The sequence below is a fragment of the Burkholderia cepacia complex sp. TUM26381 genome, from assembly GCF_057439935.1.
Genome location: NZ_CM172006.1, coordinates 1,469,471 through 1,487,074, shown reverse-complemented (window position 1 = coordinate 1,487,074; position 17,604 = coordinate 1,469,471). Strand labels below are relative to the sequence as shown.

The 17,604-nt window shown below is 69.1% G+C and carries 18 protein-coding genes; 7 read left to right on the top strand and 11 right to left on the bottom strand.

Features of this window, described 5'->3' with window-relative positions; all coding sequences use genetic code 11:
* Window positions 1-352 precede the first annotated feature (352 nt).
* Window positions 353-1,375, top strand: a complete 1,023-nt coding sequence (locus ACWMMN_RS07050; protein ID WP_407045092.1) for a sensor domain-containing diguanylate cyclase — start codon at window positions 353-355, stop codon at window positions 1,373-1,375.
* Window positions 1,376-1,391: 16 nt separating this feature from the next.
* On the opposite strand, the gene ACWMMN_RS07045 is transcribed toward ACWMMN_RS07050, so the two are convergent.
* Genes ACWMMN_RS07045 through ACWMMN_RS07030 form a run of 4 tightly spaced genes read right to left on the bottom strand, consistent with a single transcriptional unit; the run spans window position 1,392 to window position 5,675 of the window.
* A complete protein-coding gene (locus ACWMMN_RS07045; RefSeq protein ID WP_174992100.1) occupies window positions 1,392-1,844 on the bottom strand; it encodes a hypothetical protein in 453 nt (150 codons plus the stop codon).
* Window positions 1,844-3,244 (bottom strand): phosphatase PAP2/dual specificity phosphatase family protein, encoded by a 1,401-nt coding sequence (locus tag ACWMMN_RS07040; protein ID WP_486423145.1) that lies wholly within the window; start codon window positions 3,242-3,244, stop codon window positions 1,844-1,846. The genes ACWMMN_RS07045 and ACWMMN_RS07040 overlap by 1 nt, the downstream gene beginning before the upstream one ends.
* On the bottom strand, window positions 3,241-5,010 hold the full coding sequence (locus ACWMMN_RS07035) for a bifunctional alpha/beta hydrolase/class I SAM-dependent methyltransferase (RefSeq protein ID WP_174992098.1): 1,770 nt from the start codon (window positions 5,008-5,010) through the stop codon (window positions 3,241-3,243). The genes ACWMMN_RS07040 and ACWMMN_RS07035 overlap by 4 nt, the downstream gene beginning before the upstream one ends.
* A gap of 59 nt (window positions 5,011-5,069) precedes the next feature.
* The gene (locus tag ACWMMN_RS07030) at window positions 5,070-5,675 is read right to left on the bottom strand and encodes a CDP-alcohol phosphatidyltransferase family protein (RefSeq protein WP_059234883.1); all 606 of its coding nucleotides are present in this window, start codon (window positions 5,673-5,675) and stop codon (window positions 5,070-5,072) included.
* A gap of 457 nt (window positions 5,676-6,132) precedes the next feature.
* On the opposite strand from ACWMMN_RS07030, the gene ACWMMN_RS07025 reads away from it, so the two are divergent.
* The gene (locus ACWMMN_RS07025; protein ID WP_174992097.1) at window positions 6,133-6,765 is read left to right on the top strand and encodes a lysophospholipid acyltransferase family protein; all 633 of its coding nucleotides are present in this window, start codon (window positions 6,133-6,135) and stop codon (window positions 6,763-6,765) included.
* Between the two features lie 41 nt (window positions 6,766-6,806).
* Entirely contained in the window at window positions 6,807-7,736 is a 930-nt protein-coding gene (locus ACWMMN_RS07020) for a phosphatidate cytidylyltransferase (RefSeq protein WP_059234885.1), read from the top strand.
* A 42-nt stretch (window positions 7,737-7,778) separates the two neighbouring features.
* Here ACWMMN_RS07020 and ACWMMN_RS07015 read toward each other — a convergent pair whose 3' ends face one another.
* Window positions 7,779-8,603: a hypothetical protein gene (locus ACWMMN_RS07015; protein ID WP_059234887.1), complete on the bottom strand. Its 825-nt coding sequence runs from the start codon at window positions 8,601-8,603 to the stop codon at window positions 7,779-7,781.
* Window positions 8,604-8,659: 56 nt separating this feature from the next.
* Window positions 8,660-9,415, bottom strand: coding sequence for a hypothetical protein (locus ACWMMN_RS07010; RefSeq protein WP_486423144.1), 756 nt, complete (start codon window positions 9,413-9,415; stop codon window positions 8,660-8,662).
* A gap of 106 nt (window positions 9,416-9,521) precedes the next feature.
* Between ACWMMN_RS07010 and ACWMMN_RS07005 the strand changes: the two genes are divergently transcribed.
* The 3 genes from ACWMMN_RS07005 (at window position 9,522) to ACWMMN_RS06995 (ending at window position 12,348) form a co-directional block, all read left to right on the top strand.
* Complete coding sequence (locus ACWMMN_RS07005; RefSeq protein ID WP_342704038.1) at window positions 9,522-10,325, top strand: LuxR C-terminal-related transcriptional regulator; 804 nt, start codon at window positions 9,522-9,524, stop codon at window positions 10,323-10,325.
* 107 nt (window positions 10,326-10,432) lie between these two features.
* Entirely contained in the window at window positions 10,433-11,260 is an 828-nt protein-coding gene (locus ACWMMN_RS07000; protein WP_174992094.1) for a helix-turn-helix transcriptional regulator, read from the top strand.
* Window positions 11,261-11,526: 266 nt separating this feature from the next.
* Complete coding sequence (locus ACWMMN_RS06995) at window positions 11,527-12,348, top strand: carbon-nitrogen hydrolase family protein (protein WP_059234891.1); 822 nt, start codon at window positions 11,527-11,529, stop codon at window positions 12,346-12,348.
* Between the two features lie 36 nt (window positions 12,349-12,384).
* On the opposite strand, the gene ACWMMN_RS06990 is transcribed toward ACWMMN_RS06995, so the two are convergent.
* From ACWMMN_RS06990 to ACWMMN_RS06980, 3 genes are read right to left on the bottom strand one after another with little or no spacing between them, the layout of a single operon-like run.
* A complete protein-coding gene (locus tag ACWMMN_RS06990; protein WP_059236821.1) occupies window positions 12,385-12,696 on the bottom strand; it encodes an AtuA-related protein in 312 nt (103 codons plus the stop codon).
* Window positions 12,696-14,054 (bottom strand): acyclic terpene utilization AtuA family protein, encoded by a 1,359-nt coding sequence (locus ACWMMN_RS06985; RefSeq protein WP_486423143.1) that lies wholly within the window; start codon window positions 14,052-14,054, stop codon window positions 12,696-12,698. The genes ACWMMN_RS06990 and ACWMMN_RS06985 overlap by 1 nt, the downstream gene beginning before the upstream one ends.
* Before the next feature lie 40 nt (window positions 14,055-14,094).
* Entirely contained in the window at window positions 14,095-15,393 is a 1,299-nt protein-coding gene (locus tag ACWMMN_RS06980; protein WP_342704034.1) for a CitMHS family transporter, read from the bottom strand.
* A gap of 97 nt (window positions 15,394-15,490) precedes the next feature.
* Between ACWMMN_RS06980 and ACWMMN_RS06975 the strand changes: the two genes are divergently transcribed.
* Window positions 15,491-16,387, top strand: a complete 897-nt coding sequence (locus tag ACWMMN_RS06975; RefSeq protein ID WP_486423142.1) for a LysR family transcriptional regulator — start codon at window positions 15,491-15,493, stop codon at window positions 16,385-16,387.
* 39 nt (window positions 16,388-16,426) lie between these two features.
* On the opposite strand, the gene ACWMMN_RS06970 is transcribed toward ACWMMN_RS06975, so the two are convergent.
* Both ACWMMN_RS06970 and ACWMMN_RS06965 read right to left on the bottom strand, forming a co-directional pair.
* A complete protein-coding gene (locus tag ACWMMN_RS06970; RefSeq protein WP_340624006.1) occupies window positions 16,427-17,011 on the bottom strand; it encodes a flavin reductase family protein in 585 nt (194 codons plus the stop codon).
* A 132-nt stretch (window positions 17,012-17,143) separates the two neighbouring features.
* A complete protein-coding gene (locus ACWMMN_RS06965; RefSeq protein ID WP_059234901.1) occupies window positions 17,144-17,569 on the bottom strand; it encodes a VOC family protein in 426 nt (141 codons plus the stop codon).
* Window positions 17,570-17,604: the final 35 nt, after the last annotated feature.

The following is a 17,604-nucleotide window of genomic DNA, read 5'->3' as shown; positions in this document are numbered from 1 at the left end:
ACTGGCCTGATGCATTTATCGAAACGACGCGGCAAATCCTTTCATGGCCGTCGTCGTGCTCCGCGCGCCTGGCACTGGCGCACGCGCATTCGTCACACTATCTCAAAAATGGGACAAAACTAACGCCGCTTCGCGACGGCGAAGCGAAAAAAACCTCAATCCGGTCGGAAATGCTGCGCATGCGGTACGAATGGTAAGAATTGCGCCGTTGTCGCCAGACGGGTCGAACGGCATACTGCCGGCGCGGTGCGGCGGTCCGTTGCAGACCGCCCGGAACGCGCTGCCGCGGAGCGGCGCGTATGCTACCGCAAACCCGCGACGCCGGACGTGCTTTCTTTCACGGAAAACTGACTTGAATCAAATCATCGACCCCGCCCCCCCTTCCTCCGACACGCTGCTGCGCATCATCGCGACGCAGACCGAAATCGCGAAACTCGGTCTCGACCTCGGCAGCGTGATGGCCTACGTGGCCGAGCAGGTGCCGCAGCTCACCGGCGCGAGCGCCGCCGCGGTCGAATTCGCCGAAGGCGACGACATGGTGTACCGCGCCGCGTCGGGCACGGCTGCCGGGATGCTCGGGCTGCGGTTGCGGCGCTCGGGCAGCCTGTCGGGCCTGTGCGTGCAGCAAGGCGAATTGCTGCACTGCGTCGATTCGGAAATCGACCCGCGCGTCGATCGCGACGCGTGCCGCCGCGTCGGCCTGCGCTCGATGCTCGTGATGCCGCTCACGCATGCCGACACGACGGTCGGCGTGCTGAAGGTGATGTCGCCGAACGTCGACGGCTTCTCGCAGGCCGACGCCGGCACGCTGCGGCTGATGGCCGACCTGATTGCCGCCGCGATGTTCCACGCGGCGCGCAACGAGGCGAACGAGCTGTACCTGCGCGCGACGCACGACGCGCTCACGGGCCTGCCTAACCGCGCGCTGTTCTACGACCGCCTGCGCCAGTCGATGCACACGGCGCTGCGCGCAAACGGCCGGCTCGGCATTCTCAACATCGACATGGACGGACTGAAGCCGATCAACGACGGGTTCGGCCACCGCGCGGGCGACGCCGCGCTGCGCGAGATCGCTACGCGGATGCAGGGGGTGGTACGGCGCTCGGACACGGTCGCGCGCGTCGGCGGCGACGAATTCGCGGTGATCCTGCCGAACATCGGCACCCGCGACGATGCGCACGCGCAAAGCACGCGGCTCGCGCGGCAGGTCGGCGAACCGTTCGAATTCGAGGGGCACGCGCTGCGGCTCGGCGTCAGCGTCGGAATCGCGATGCTGCCGGAAGACGGCACCGACATGAACGCGCTGATCGAGCACGCCGATCAGGCGATGTACGAAGCCAAGCGGACGCGGTCGCAGCGCACCGCGCACGCGTAACGCCTGACGGGCGACGCTAGCCGGTCAGCGGCACCGCGAGCGCGATCCCGACCACGAGCCACTGCACGATCGCGACGAGCACGCCGGCACGGCACAGCCCGACCGCACCGCGCACGCGCGCGTCGAGCGCGCGCCCGGCCTTCGTCGCGTCGATCCAGCCGAGATCGGTGAGCGCGCGGTCGAGCGCCTCGAGCCCGTCGTCGAGCGCCCCGTCGCCCGCGGCCGCCCGCGCGAGCGCCGCGAACAGCCGGCGGTCGATCGCGATGCGCACCGCGTACCACAACGCCGCAATCCCCGACCCGGAGCTGACGACGGCCAGCAGCCCGCGGGCGAGCGTCGCCGGCGCCCAGCCCGCCGCGATCCACCAGCCCGCGCCGGCCGCGGCCAGCGCCGCCGCGATCGCCCATGCACCCGCATCGAGCGCGCCGCGCGCGGCGGCAATCCTGAAGGGAGCGGACGGATCGCGCATCACGCCCGTCCCATGTCGCGACGGCGATCGATCCAGTCCTGCAGCACGCCCACGCCGTCATCCGACCACACCGCATGCGGCCGCACCGCGCGCACCGCCGCCAGCGCGTCGCGCGCATCGCCCAGCCCGCGCCGCGCGGCGAGCCACGCGGCCGCGCACAGCACGCTGCGCCCATAGCCTAGCGCGCAGCAGACCAGCACGTCGCGCCCGTCCCCGTGCAGGCGTTCGAGCGCCGCGACGGCCTGCGCGAGCTGCGCCGGCGTCGGCGCGACCAGATCGAGCTGCGGCACGGACGCATACGCGAGCGACGCATCGGCCGCCGCCCAGCGCGGCATCTCGGCAGTCAGGTCGACCAGCGCGGTGAAACCGTGGCGCCGGAGGTCGCGCGTCGTCGGCGTACGGCCGATCGACACGCGTGCGTCGATCCGCACCGGCGCCGGCTGCCGGAACGTCCACAGCCGCGAATTGACGAACGCACCGGCAATCGTCGGAGCGAGCAGCCAGCGAACGAAGACCGGCAACCGGCCGTGCGCATCCTTCTGGAATGCGCCGGGCGCGCCACGCCGGTAGACCCATGCCACGCACGCCAGCGCCAGCGCGATCCACCCTGCCGCCAGCGCCCAGCCCGGCGCGCGCGGCACGCACCACAGGGCCGCCAGCGCCACCAGTGCGGCGCCGAGCGCATAGCGCCGCGCGAGCGCGCGGCCGGCCGCGCCCGGCGACGCGTCGGCGCCCGGCAAGCGGCCCGCCGCATCGCGCAGCGGAAACAGGAACAGTGCGAGACAACCGACGGCCGCGCCGGTCGGCACGTCGATCGCGTGGTGCTGGTAGGTCGTCAGCACCGATACGCCGATCGCCGCGAACCACAGATGCAGCACGGCGCGCGCGAACGTGCCGCGCAGGTGCTTCGCGTAGACGGCCCACAGCACGACGAGCAAGCCGATATGCAGCGACGGCGCCTGGTTGAACGGCTTGTCGAAGCCCATCAGCAGCGTGAACAGCGTGCCGGCCACGCCGCCCGCGTCGGGCCGCTCGAACCCGAAACGCAGCGGCCACACGATGAAGCAGCCGACCGACACCAGTTGCACGGTCAGCAGCCGTTTCACGTGATCGAGCAGATCGGCGCGGCGCGTCCAGAAGAAGAACGACAGCGCATACAGCAGGTCGATCGACCAGTACGGCACGATGGTCCACGGCACGAACGGGATCGCATGCTCCCAGCCGAACGCGAACGTCGGCACTGCCGCGCGGCGCGCGGCGAGCCAGTTCGCGAAGCCGTACGTCGAGAAGAACACCGCGCCCATCGCCGCGAGCCAGCCGAAGCGCAGTGCGAACGACGCGTCGCGCGCGCCGGCCGCCGGTTCGGCAAGGCCGCCCGCGCCGCCGCCGAGCGCGCTCATGACGCGTCGACCCGCTGCGCGAGGCTGACCGTGAAGATGCCCATCTCGTCGATCCGCTGCTCGAGCTTGCGGAAGCCTGCGCGCGCGACGAGCTCGTCCATCTCGGCCTGCGAACGGCGGCGCATCACCCAGGTCGCCTCGCCGCGGTGGTTGTTCAGCGCGCGCGCAATGAATTCGAGCTGCGGATGCCACGGCTGCCCGGTATAGACGAGATAGCCGCCCGGCGGCACGGCCTGCGCGAGCCCGCGCAACGAGCGCTCGATCAGCGCGTTCTCGCCGAACAGCTCGTACAGGCCCGACACGATCGCGAGTGTCGGGCGCGGCTCGAGCGTCGCGAGCGATGTCTCGTCGAATGCGTCGCCGCGCTCGAAGCGCGCGATCGGCTCGAGGCCGCGCTGCGCGATCAGCACGCGCCCGGCCTCGACGTTCGGCGGGCTGTAGTCGCGCAGCGTGATGTCGTCGGGCGCCGCGCCGTCGCGCTCGGCGGCCGACGCGATCGCGTCGAGCACATAGCGCCCGTGACCGGCCGCGATGTCGACGATCCGCACCGGCGAGCCGTGCCCGCGCAGGCGGCCGATCGCCGTGCCGATCAGTTCCTGCAGATGCACCTTGCGCTGGCGGATGCCGATCCAGCCCGGCGAATCGAGATACGTGCGGTCGATCAGCGCGCCGACGCCGAGCCGCCCCTGCGCACGGTTGCGGTACACGTAGTCGAGCGTCGAGCCCGAATCGAAGCCGAGCCGCAGCCCGAGCGCGATGCCGTCCGACAGCGCGCCGCCTGCCTTCAGGCCGGCGCGCGTGAGCGCCCAGTACGCCCGCGCGAATACGTTCGCGGGCGGCCGGCCGAGCGCCGCGTATTCGTCGTGGAACGCGCCGCGCCGGTCGGCATCGGCGAGCGACACGCGCGGGCTCGGCGCGTCGAACTCGCGCAGCACGAACGCGCGCAGCGGCGCGAGCGCCTGTGCGCGGTCGCGTTCGCCGAGCGTGTCGTGATAGAAGCCCGGCAGTACGATGCGCTCCTTGCGCGCCGCGCCGAGCCGTTCGAAGAAACGATCCTGCGGGCCGCGATGCACGACCCAGTCGGCGCCCGAGATCAGCAACTGCGTCGGCACGGTGATCGCGGCCGCGTCGGCGACGATCCGCTGCGCGGTGTCGTGCAGGTCGAGCAGCATGTTGACCGCGATCGGCCGCGTGATCAGCGGATCGGACGCATAGCTCGCGATCCGCTCGGGATCGTGCGTGAGGAATTTCGGCTTCACGTAGCTGTTCACATAGAACAGCCCGCGCAGCTTGTGCATCAGCCGCAGCCCCGGCCGCGCGAACGGCACGTAAAGCTTGATGTGGAATGCCGGCGACGCCACGACGAGCGCGCGGATCGGCGGCGCATAGTCGTGCGCCCAGGTGGCCGCGAGCACCGCGCCGACGCTCTGGCCGACGACCGCCATGTCCTCGATCGCGATGCCGTGCGTGTCGCGGATATGTTCGACGAAGGTCTGCAGGTCGCGCACCGACGCGGCCGCGCTCGGGCTGTAGCCGCGCGCGCCCGGCGAGCGGCCGTGACCGCGCGCGTCCCACGCGAAAAATGCAAAATCCGGCAGGTCGAGCTCGTCGACGAGGTGCGCGACGCGCGCCGAATGTTCGTGGCCGCGATGCAGGAGCACGACGGCGCCGCGGCAATGCGGTGCCGTTGCGGGCCAGTGCCGATAGAACAGCGTTTCGCCGTCGTGCGTGATGAAGTCGGCCTCACGTGCCGTGCGTGCGCTCATGCGATTTCTCTCGTTTCGTTATTCGAATTGTGTGGCGCCGCCCTCCGGCGCCCGGGCCATCAGCCGCCCGCTTCGGCGATCCCGGCCCGTACGCGCCGCACCGCCGTCACGATCGACAGCACGATCAGCAGCCGCCACAGCCACGCGGCGACGCTGCCGACCGGGAATCCGAGGCCGATCCACAGCGCGAACGCGCCGAGGGCCAGCGCCCGGTCACTCTTGCCGAACGGGCCGTCGTAGCGGCGCGTCGCGCCGACGAGCGGGCCGATCAGCCCCGCGCATTCGACGATCACCGCCGTCAGCGCGAACAGCCAGACGTCCGCCGGAGCGAACGCGGACATGGCGAGGAACGGCAGCACGAGCGCGACGTCGGACACGATGTCGCCGAGCTCGTTCAGGTACGCGCCGAGCGTGCTCTTCTGCCCGTGCTCGCGCGCGAGCATCCCGTCGATCGCGTTGAGCGCCATCCGCGCGAACAGCCACAGCGGAATCAGCAGGAACAGCGCACGGGCGAACACGCCCAGGCCGGCGAGCGCGCCCACGACGATCGAGCCGCCGGCCGCGAACAGCGTGACCTGGTTGGCCGTGACGCCGCGTTCGGCGAGCGAATTCGCGAACGGGCGCAGACGGTTCTGGAATTTGGGTTTGAGTGCGTAGAGGCTCATCGTTTTATTTGCGCGGCACAGTCGGATACGTTTCCCGCCGCCATGCCCCGGGCGGCGAAACGGCCTTCGTCAGCCTTCATTGGACGGCCCTAATCGTCGCCGAGCGGCCCCGATGCGTCAAGCCTGCGGCCCGGCACGCCCGCGCGGCGCGAATCTGGCGTTTTTCAGCGAAACTCGCGATAATCCGCTGGCCCGATCGCGGTGAGATCCATTCGAACTGCAGACGGGCACTCGTGCAACAGCCGATTATCACGCCGCCGACCGGCGCATTCGCCGCGACGCAACAGCGTGCGACGGCGAATCGTCCGATTATCGCGGACCTGCGACAGGCAGCCACGAATTTGAAAAAATTTAAACAAGAGCCGTCCGGCGCGCATCCTGCCGCGCCGGCATTCCGGGGTTCCGCCCGCCGCGCTTGCGCAGCGGGCCGGGCATGCAGGCAGGAGGCACCGTGCCGATGAACATCCTCAATGTCTGGCAGCGCGACTTCCTGCTGTCCATCGTGCGACTCGTCGCCGGCGCGTATCCGGTCTGGCATCAGGCGCCGCCGTCCCCGACGCAGAAAATCTATTTCTCGAATCACACGAGCCACATCGACACGCTCGCGATCCTCGCCGCGCTGCCGCGCAACGTGCGCGCGGTCGTGCGGCCGGTCGCCGCGCGCGACTACTGGGACAGCAGCGACATGAAGCGGCACATCGCGCAGAAGCTGCTGAACGTCGTGCTGATCGACCGCCACCGCGAATCCGGCGGCGACCCGCTCGACCCCGTGCGCGACGCGCTGCGGCAGGGCCATTCGATCATCATCTTCCCGGAAGGCACGCGCGGCGCCGAGGTGCTGCCACAGCCGTTCAAGAGCGGGCTGTTCCATCTCGCGACCGAATTCCCGGACGTCGCGCTCGCGCCCGTCTACCTCGAGAACCTGCAGCGCATCATGCCGAAGGGCGCGATCTGGCCCGTGCCGCTGATCTGCAAGGTGCATTTCGGGGCGAACGACGCGCTCGGCGACCAGGAAGAGAAGCCGACCTTCCTCGCCCGCATGCGCGACGCGGTCGTCGCGCTCGCGCCGCCGCAGCGGCCCGCCGGCTGAACGCGCCGCCCTTTTCTCCCTTTTTCCGGATACCAACAACAATGCGAACCATCTTCTGGGAACTGGTCGCGGGCGTCACGGGCGTGCTCGTCGTCGCGACCGTGATCGGCGCGATCCTCGGCGCGCGCAGCGGCGGCCAGAGCTCGACCATCGTCAACCTGAACCAGCGCATCCGCGCGTGGTGGGCGATGATCGCGATCATGGCCATCGCGATCGGCCTCGGCAACAACGTCACGTATCTCGTGTTCGCGCTGCTGTCGTACCTGACGCTGCGCGAATTCATCACGCTCACGCCGACCACCGCGAGCGACCATACGACGCTCTTCATCGCGTTCTTCGTCGCGATCCCCGTGCAGTACCTGCTGCTCGGGATCAACTGGTACGGGATGTATTCGATCTTCGTGCCCGTACACCTGTTCTTCGCGATGTCGCTCGTCTCGGCGCTCACGCAGGACACGCGCGAATTCCTGAGCCGCAACGCGAAGATCAACTGGGCGCTGATGGTGTGCGTGTACGGCCTGAGCCATGCGCCGGCCGTGCTGATCCTCGATATTCCGCGCTACGCGGGGCAGAACGCGCTGCTGCTGTTCTTCTTCCTGTTCGTCGTGCAGATCAGCGACGTGCTGCAATATGTGGTCGGCAAGCTGTTCGGGCGCCGCAAGATCGCGCCGCAGCTGTCGCCGTCGAAGACGATCGAAGGCTTCGTCGGCGGCGGTTTGCTGGCCACGCTGTGCGGCGCGTCGCTGTATCGCGTGACGCCGTTCAGCTTCGGCGCGGCCTTCGGCATCTCGCTCGCGATCGTGATCGCGGGCTTCGTCGGCGGGCTCGTGCTGTCGGCCGTCAAGCGCTCGCTCGGCACGAAGGACTGGGGCTCGATGATCGCGGGCCACGGCGGGATGCTCGATCGCGTCGACTCGATCTGCTTCGCCGCGCCGGTGTTCTTCCACCTCGTACGCTACCTGTACGTGTGATGCACGGGCGGCGCCACGCCGCCCGTTCCCGCGCGCGACGGCTCAGTAGCCGTCGCGCAATGCCTTCGGCACGACGTAGCGGCCGCGTGCCGCATCGAACGTCACCGTATGGCGTGCGCGGATGGCCTTGTCGCCGCGCGTGCCCGTTTCGCTGACCGTCAGCGGATAGACGTCGCCGGTGCCGGTCAGGTCCGGCACGATCTCGAAGCGGCGCTCCTCGCAGCGAGCGTGCGCGTTCGCACATTCGGTCGACTCCGCGTTGTCGAGCGCCTCGTCGATGCGCGCCGCCGCCTGCACCAGCGCGTTGCCGTACGGCAGCCAGATCGAGCGGAAGCTTTGCGTATAGCCTTGCCGCATGTCGCGTTCGCCGATGACGAACCCGAACACGTGCGGCCCGAGCCGCTCGATGCGCACCGTGCCCGGCTCGCCGCGCGTGCCCGACGCGATCTCCGTTTTCTTCACGACCGGCTCGAGCGTCTTGCCGTCGGCCGTCGGCTTCAGCACGTACAGGTCGATCGTGCCGGTCGACGCGTCCGCATCCATGCCCGGCGTTCCGTTCTGCACGGCCGCTTCGGTTTCGCCGCACACCGCGAGCAGCGTGCGCGCGCCGTCCGCGGTCGCGACGCGCAGCGAGCCACACGGCGCGTAGATGAAATCGTCGCCGTCCGCCTGCCAACCCTTGCGGTCCGCACGCCAGTTGCCGTAAGTGTCGTGGATGAAGGTCTTCAGTTGATGGTCGGGCTGGGCCGGCTCGACGGCATAAACGGGCGACAGCGCGGAGAGCGCCGTCAGTACCGCGAGTGCACCCAGTGCAGCAAGCGAAGCCGCGAGCGGCTTGAGACGTGTGTTCCGGTGCGGGACTGTCATGACGAGGTTCGTTCTGGTCGGAAGGATGGGCGGTGAATGGTTGCGGGCGCGCCCGATCACGGTTGCCGTGGCGCGATGCCGGTGCCGTCCGGCTTCAGCCGCGCGGTTGACACCCATCCCTCGGCCATGCCGCGCGTGCGCGGATTCAGGTAGACAATCGACGTGAAACGGCCATATTCGGTCCGCGCATCGACGTGATCGTGCTCGACGATGAACAGCCCGTCGATCCGGCATGCGTCGTCCGGCGCGGAAAAGAACGGCAGGCGCCCCTTGCCGGTGACGACACGCCCGGCGTCGCTACCCGTCACGAAATCACCCTGCCCCTGTGCGCGGCGGTTCAGCGCGTCGCAATCGACGGCACCGCGCACCGGCGCAGCCGGCGCATCGCACGCCGACACGGCACGCGACAGCGCGCGCCGGTCGATCTTCAGCACGTCCGGCCGGTCGGGATCGCATGTGATGTCGAGTGCGCGCATCGCCTGCGTATCGAGCGTCACCCAGCCGATCGTCGCTTCGCGATTGGGCGTGCCCGGGTGGTCGGGCACCGTGAACAGCCGGATGCGGTAGAGATGGCCGTTGCGCTCGTCCACGTCGGCATGGATGTCGCGCCGCGCCATCGCGGTCTGCCGCAGCGCCGGTACGATCAGCGCCGTCAATTGCGCGTTGCACGACGCCGGCGGCGCAGCGGCCGCCGATTGCGCAGCCAGCACGCCCGCGCACGCCAGCCCGGCGCCCACGGCGAGTGCCGCGCACCGGCCGCGACGCATGGCCTCGCCATTCGCGCCGGCCGGCGTTACGATCTCGTTCTTCACTCCAGGCTCCGTTCGATGCACGCGGGAATCGGTCCGCGAGGCCGTAGCGTACACGCACGGCGCGGCACCGCAAGCGTCGAATCGCCGGCCCGACATGGACACACGCATGAACCTGACCTTGCAGGACGTCGCCTGGCACCGCTCGGTCGGGCGGCTCATCGAGTCGCTCGACCAGCCGGGCTTCTGGCTGTCGCTGATCCGGCTGATCGAGGAATACGTCGCGGTCGACAGCTGGGTGGCGCTGATGTTCGGCGAAGGCCGCCCGCTGGTGTTCGCCGAATGCGCGTACGAAGGCGGCGGCCCCGACCCGCTGTTTCGCGACTACGTGCAGGGCCTGTACCTGCTGGATCCGTTCTACATCGCGAACCGCGATGCGCCGGCCAGCGGCCTGTTCCGGCTGTCCGACGTCGCGCCCGAGTGCTTTCGCGACACCGAGTACTACACGCGCTATTTCACGCACAACGTCGTCGAGGACGAGGTGCAGTTCAACGTCGTGCTCGACGACACGCGCACGCTGTGCCTGTCGCTCGGCAGCAAGCGGCGCTTCAGCCCCGAACAAGTGGCACTGCTCGACCTGGTGCGGCCGTGGATCGTCGCGCTGATGCGCCAGCGCCTCGCGTACGAGCGGACACCCGCCGAATCCGCGCCGTCGCGCCCGGCCGGCGCCGGTGCTGACGCGAGTCACCGCTTCGAGCACGCGATGGCCAGGCTCGGCACCCCGCTCACCGCCCGCGAACTCGACGTGATCCGGCTGATCCTGAGCGGTCGCTCGAACAAGGAAGTCGCAAACAAGCTGGAAATCTCGGCGGAAACCGTCAAGGTGCACCGGCGCAACATCTACGCCAAGCTCTCGATCAATTCGCAGTCGGAACTGTTTTCGCTGTTCCTGAAGGCGCAGACCGATGCGTGATGCGCAGCGCCGCCGCGATCTGGCCCAGACGCGGGCAATCCCCGGCTGACGTCCGCACGCCGCTCGCGTAAGGTTCGCGTATCGTTCAGCCTCCCGGGCACCCCGCGATGCACCTCTCTCCACCCGCTTCACCCGGCCACGCCGGTCCTGTCATCGGCGTGCGGCCGCAGACACTCGGCAATACGATCCGGGCGGCCGGCACCGCCGGGTTCGCCGATGCCGTCGCCCGCTTCGTCAACGAGAGCCTCGTCACCGACGCGATCCATCTCGAACGCTGGCGGCCCGACCCGGGCGCCGCGTCGGGTTATCTGATCGAATGGCTCGGGAGCTGGGGTGACCGGTATCAGGAGCTGTGCGCGCTGATGGATGCGTACTATCTGGATTTCTGGCAAACCGATCCGCTCATCGAGCCGGTGCGCGGCACGACCGGCACGCTGCTGCTGCAGCGGCACGTCGGCGGACTGCCCGACGGCGATTTCCGCCGGCGCTTCTTCGACGAACAGCGCGTCACGCAGGAATGCATGCTCGTGCACGGCAATGCGAACGTCCAGTATGCGCTGTCGGTCACGCGCTCGACCGGCCAGGCCGCATTCAGCCGCGACGAGCTGTTCCACCTGCGGCAGATGGCCGACCTGCTGTTCCCGTTGCTCGAAATGCATGCGCGCTCGTGCGCCGCGCGCCGCATCGCGCCGGCGGCCAGCCACGCGCCGTCGCATCACGGCTTCGACACGCGCATCGCGCGCCAGGACGTGCGCCTGTCGCGCCGCGAGCAGGAAATCTGCAAGCTTCTGCTGAGCGGCCGCTCGGTGCCGGAAGCCGCAACCCTGCTCGACATCCGCCACTCGACCGCCGAAACCTACGTGAAGCGCGCGTTCGCGAAGCTCGGCGTGCGCACGCGCAGCGCGCTGTTCGACTGGGCGCTGATCGACGGCTGAGCGTTTCGCGCGCCGATCCCGTCTATCGACCGCGCCGTCCGGGCGTCCTTGCGGATTCGGTCGGTACTCGCCCATTCACGACGCCCTCCGGCAGCCACTGATTTCCGTATCCGTTCACGCCCCCGTCGATACCTGTCGCGAGTTCAATACCCCCGACGGGTTAACGCGTCGGCGGGATGGGAAACCGTAAGGATCGGCGCATACTAGGCCCTGTTTCCAACCGCTCCGCCGCGTGTCGCGACGGGCCACTGCCCCCGAAACCGCCCATGAAACTGAAGCTCGACATCGTCCAGCTCGCCGGCCGCGACGGCGACACGCACTACAACCTGCAGCGCACGCTCGACGCCATCGCGACCTGCGCGCCCGGCACCGACATCGTGATGTTTCCGGAAGCGCAGCTCACCGGCTTCCTCGATCCGTCGAATCTCGCGGAAGTCGCCGAGCCGCTCGACGGCCCGAGCGTCGGCGCGGTCATTGCGGCTGCGCGCGCACGCGACGTGGCGGTTGTGGTCGGGCTGATCGAGAACGACGGCGGACGCTTCTACAACACGACCGTGTTCGTCACGCCGGACGGCATCGCGCTGCGCTATCGCAAGACGCATCTGTGGGTGAGCGAGCACGGCGTCGTGCTGCCGGGCGACCGCTACGCAACGGTCGAATGGCGCGGCGTCCGGATCGGCTTGCTGATCTGCTACGACAGCGAATTCCCGGAAACCGGCCGCGCACTCGCCGCGCTCGGCGCCCAGCTGATCCTCGTGACCGACGGCAACATGGAGCCGTACCGCAACGTCCACCGCACGTCGGTGTCGGCGCGCGCGATGGAGAACCAGGTGTTCGCGGCAGTCGCCAATCGCGTCGGCGACAGCACGCACGACGTCGTGTTCGCGGGCGGCAGCCTCGCGGTCGATCCGTACGGCAACGTGATGTTCGAAGCCGGCAACACCGAATCGCGTCATGCGCTCGAACTCGACTTCGACCAGCTCGCCGCATCGCGCGCGGTCTACGACTATCGGCGAGATCAGCGCCTGCATATCGCCGGCGAACGCATCGAGCACGCGAACGGACGTCGCGAGCTGCTGATTCCGTGACCCGCACCTGCCTGCCCGCGGCGGCGACGCCACGCGTCACGCCGGATCGGGCACCTCGATCGCCAGCAGCGCCGAACTGACCGACTTGCCGTGCGCGTCGAGCGCGAGCGAACGCGTCACGCCCCCCCCGAGCGCATCGCGCAGCACGAAGTTGAATGCACCGAGCGCCGGCAGTTCGTAGCGCACGACGTCGCCGTGCACGATGCCCGCGAGCCATGCCTTCACCGCTTGCGCATCGAGATGCGCGCGCAGATGATCGAAATGACGCGGATCGCGGCAGATGACCGATACGTTCAGCGTATTGCCCTTGTCGCCGGTGCGCGCATGCGCGAGTTCACGCAGTTGCATCATGCCTCCACGAATGAAAACGACGGTGTCACGGCCGCACGCGGCAGCAGCACCGACTGCACGGCGATCACCTCGCGTGCCGACTTGAACGCGCCGCCGCCGCCGGCCGGCCCGTTCGTATAGAGCGTCTCGACTTCATTGCCGATCCGCGCGGCTTCGGCAGCGCTCGCCGTACGGCCGGCCACCCGCACGCGCACCTCGGCCGGCTCGCCGCGCTCGGCCGGCGTTGCGTCGCCATACAGGGAATCGATGCCGATCAGGTCGAAGCGCCACTCGGTCGCCGCGACGCCGGTCAGCGCCAGCCGTTCGCGGACGATGTCGCGCGCGAGGCGCGCACGTTCGAGCGCGCCCGGCCCGCCGTACGAAATCTGGCCTTCGCCGATCCAGCCGTCGACGTAAGCAACCGACACCTTCAGCGTATCGGGTCGCGCGCTTCCACGGCCGCCCGTCACGCGCACGCGGTCGGCCGCCTCCTCGGCAACCGCCACATGCGTGAAATCGGCGACGACATCGGGTTGCAGATAGCGCGCCGGATCGTGAATCTCGTAGAGCAGCTGTTCCTTGCAGGTCGCCGCGCTCACGCGGCCGCCCGCGTGCGGCACCTTCGTGATCACGACCGAACCGTCAGCCGCGACTTCGCCGATCGGGAAGCCGAGCCGCGCCAGGTTCGGCACGTCCTTGTAGCCGGGATCCGCGAAATAGCCGCCTGTCACCTGCCCGGCGCATTCGAGCAGATGGCCGACGACGGTCGCCTGCCCGAGCGTGTCCCAGTCGTCCATCCGCCAGCCGAACGCGTGGATCAGCGGCGCGGCAAACAGCGACGGATCGGCGACCCGCCCGGTCAGCACGACGTCCGCGCCTGCCGAGAGCGCGTCGACGATCGGCGCGGCGCCGAGGTACGCATTCGCGGACACGATGCGGTCGCGATACGCGGCGACTTCGTCGCCCGACTCCTCGAAACGGAACGCGCCGCGCAGCACGACGTCGAGCACGTCGTCGCCTTCGACTGCCGCGACTTTCAGCCCCGCGATACCGAGCGACTGCGCGATCTGCGCGGTGTGCCGCGCCGCCGCGCGCGGGTTCGCGGCGCCCATGTTCGACACGATGCGCACGCGTTTCGCCGCCGCGACCGGCAGCACGGCGTGCATCCGCGCGTCGAGCAACGGGTCGTAGCCGAGCGCCGGATCCTTGCGCCGCGCCTGCTGCGCGATCGCGATCGTGCGCTCGGCCAGGCATTCGAACACGAGATAGTCGAGTTGCCCGTGTTCGGCCAGCTCGACCGCGGGCTCGATCCGGTCGCCCGAGTAGCCGGCGCCCGCGCCGATGCGCACGCGCCGTTCAGGTTGCTTTGCTGTCATGTCCGTCCCGTCGTCCGGCGGCTTGCGCCGCCGGTAAAAATCAAAAGATGCCCAGCACGACGCATGCGATCGTCATCACGATCGACGCGCCGAACAGCAGCGGAAACGTGAATTTCTGGTGCTCGGCCAGCTCGATGCCGCACAGGCCGACGACGAGGAACGTCGCGGGCGTCAGCGGACTGACCGGGAACCCGGTCGTCATCTGGCCGAGCAGCGCGGCCTGTCCGACCTGAACGGCCGGCACGCCCAGCTGGCCGGCCACTTCCGCGATGACCGGCAGTACGCCGAAGTAGAACGAATCCGGGTCGAACAGCATGCTGAGCGGCATCGACGCAAGGCCGAGCACCACGGGAATGTGGCCGGCCATCGACGGCGGCACGAAGCCGACCGCCGCCTGCGCCATCGCCTTCAGCATCCCGCTGCCCTGCATGATCCCCGTGAACACGCCGGCCGCGAGCAGGATGCCGGCCATCATCAGCGCGGCGCGTGCATGCGCGTCGATGCGCTTTCGCTGCATGTCGACGTCCGGATAATTCACCATCAGCGCGATGCACAGCCCGACCATGAACATGATCGCGGGCGGGATCTTCTCGCCCATCACGACCATCGTGCCGAGCACGACGAGCGTCAGCACGAGGTTGAACCAGAACAGATGCGGCCGGCGCAGCGCCAGTTCGTCGGGCGTCAGTTCGCGTGTCGGCAGCGGGATCGACGCATCGCCGCGCGACAGGCCGAGCCGCTTCTCCTCGCGCCGCCCGAGCCAGTACGCGACGCCGAACACGAACGCGAGCCCGATCGCCTGCACCGGGATCAGCGGATTGAACAGCGCCGACACCGGCAGGTGCAGCGACGCCGACGCGCGGATCATCGGCCCCGTCCACGGCAGGAAATTGATGCCCGCCGCCATCGACACGGCGGCGGCCAGCACGCGCCGGTCCATCTTCAGCCGGTCGTACAGCGGCAGCACGGCCGGAATCGTCACGAGAAAGCAGACGGCGCCCGAGCCGTCGAGGTGGATCAGCAGCGCGAGCAGCGTCGTGCCCATCACGATGCGCGTCGGCCGCGTGCCGACCGCGCGCAGGATCCGGTCGATGATCGGGTCGAGCGTGCCGGCATCCGTAATCGTCCCGAAATACAGGATCGCGAACACGAACATCCCGACGACGGGCGCGAGACCCTTCAGCCCGTCGATGACGAACTTGCTGGTGTGCAGCCCGAAGCCGCCGATCAGCGACGCGGCGATCGGCACGATGATCAGCGCGACGAGCGGCGACATCCGCTTCGACAGAATCGCGGCCAGCAGCACGACGATCGTGCCAAGCCCGAGTAACGGCAGCATCCGTGTCTCCTACCTTGTCTTTTGTTGGAGACGAGCGTAAGGTCGGCGCAGCGATAGCACAATTGAAATGATTTGATCGCAGCAATCACGAACCGTTATGGATCTGAATCTTCGCGACATTCGCGCGTTCGTCACCGTCGCGCAGGCCGGCAACTTCACGCGCGCGGCCGCGCGCCTGCACCTGTCGCAGCCGGCGCTGACCGTGCAGATCCGCCGGCTCGAGGAAATCGTCGGCGCGCGCCTGTTCGACCGCAACAGCCGCAGCGTCGCGCTCACGCAGACCGGGCGCGAACTGCTGCCGCTGCTGCAGCGCTCGCTCGACGACATGGAGCGCGTGCTGCGCGATGCGCGCGCGCTCGGCGAAGGCACGAGCGGCACGGTGCGGCTCGCGTGCCTGCCGACCTTTGCATCCAGCATGCTGCCCGAGCTGATCCAGTCGTTCCGGCGCGACGTGCCGCGCGCGGGTTTCGAGATCCGCGATGGCGTCGCGAGTCTCGTCACCGCGCTCGTGCGCAACGAGGAAGCCGATCTCGGGCTGACCGGCGGCGACACGTTCGATGCGTCGCTGGAGGTGCTGTATGCGGGCACCGACCGGCTCGTTGCCGTGTGCCCGAAGGATCATCCGCTCGCGCGCAAGCGGCGCGTCACCACCGCCGACGTCGCCGGCGTGCCGCTCGTGCTCACCGCGCAAGGCACCAGCGTGCGCAGCGTCGTCGATGCCGCGCTCGAGGCGGCCGGCTGCACCCCCGACATCGCGTGCGAACCGACCTACATGATGACGGCCGTCGCGATGGTGCGCGGCGGCCTCGGCGTGACGATCCTGCCCGCGACCGCGCGCGAGGTGCGCGCCGAGCCCGAGCTGGTCGCGAAGCCGATCGACGATCCCGCGTTCGTGCGGCCGATCGCGCTCGTCACGAAACGCGGGCGCACGCTGCCGCGCGTCGCGCAGGCGTTCGCCGAAACCATGCTCGCGGAATTGAAAAAGCGCGCGTGAATCGCGCGCCCTGATGGGGAATGGCCGGTCGCCCGGCGCTTACTGCGCGTCCGGATCGACGTGCAGCGATTCGCCGATCGCATAGAAATTGCCGCCCGCGATGTAGTGCAGGCTGCGCAGCGCGGGATCGGCCGATTCGAAATACCAGTGCCCGTCGCGGAACACGCGCGTATCGGACCATGCACCAACCACTTCGCCGATGAACAGGTCGTAGGTCTGCTGGTTGTGCGGCTCGGGAATCAGCTTGCATGCGAGCCAGCCCGAGCAGCCGGCGACGAACGGCAGGTCGTGCCCTTCGACGTCGAACAGCGTGACGCCCGCTTCGCGCAGCTTGTCGGGCCGCTCCGCGAGGCTGTGGCTGCCGACCGCATGCGTGAGCTGCAGTTGCGCGGCCGTCGGCACCTGGATCACGAACGTGCCGCTGCGCTCGACGAGCTCGCGCGTCTTCGCGGACTTGTCGAGCACGACCGTCAGCTTCGGCGGCAGGAAGTCCAGCGCGCACGCCCACGCGGCAGCCATCACGTTGTCGACGCCGCCGTGACGGGCCGACACGAGCACGGTCGGGCCGTGGTTGAGGAGACGGTAGGCTTTCTTCAGCTCCACCGGAGCGATGTGACGGTCCATACGGGTTCCTTGGAGAACGGCGCGCACGGACGGATGCCGTGCGGCGCGGCGTCGGCCGGCGCGCCTGCGCACGCCCATGCCGGAGGCCGCATTCTCGCACCCAACGTCAATCGGCGCTGACGGCCACGCCGGTCACTTCGCGAACAGCTGGCCGATGTCGCGAAACGCCTTGAATTCGAGGGCATTGCCGCACGGATCGAACAGGAACATCGTCGCCTGTTCGCCGACCTGCCCCTGAAAGCGCACATACGGCTCGATCACGAAGGTCACGCCGAACGAGCGCAGCCGCTCCGCCAGCGCTTCCCAGCTCGGCCAGTCGAGCACGATCCCGAAATGCGGCACCGGCACGTCGTGCCCGTCGACCGCATTCGTGTGCGCGCCTTCCTGCGACGCGGTCTTCGGATGCGCGTGGATCACGAGCTGGTGCCCGTAAAAGTCGAAGTCGACCCACTGCGCGCTCGAACGCCCCTCTTCCAGCCCGAACACGCGGCCGTAGAAATCGCGCGCGGCCGGCAGGTCGTAGACCGGAATCGCCAGGTGAAACGGGGAAAGACTCATGGTTGCCTCGTGAAGGAACGCTCGCGTGGCGCGAG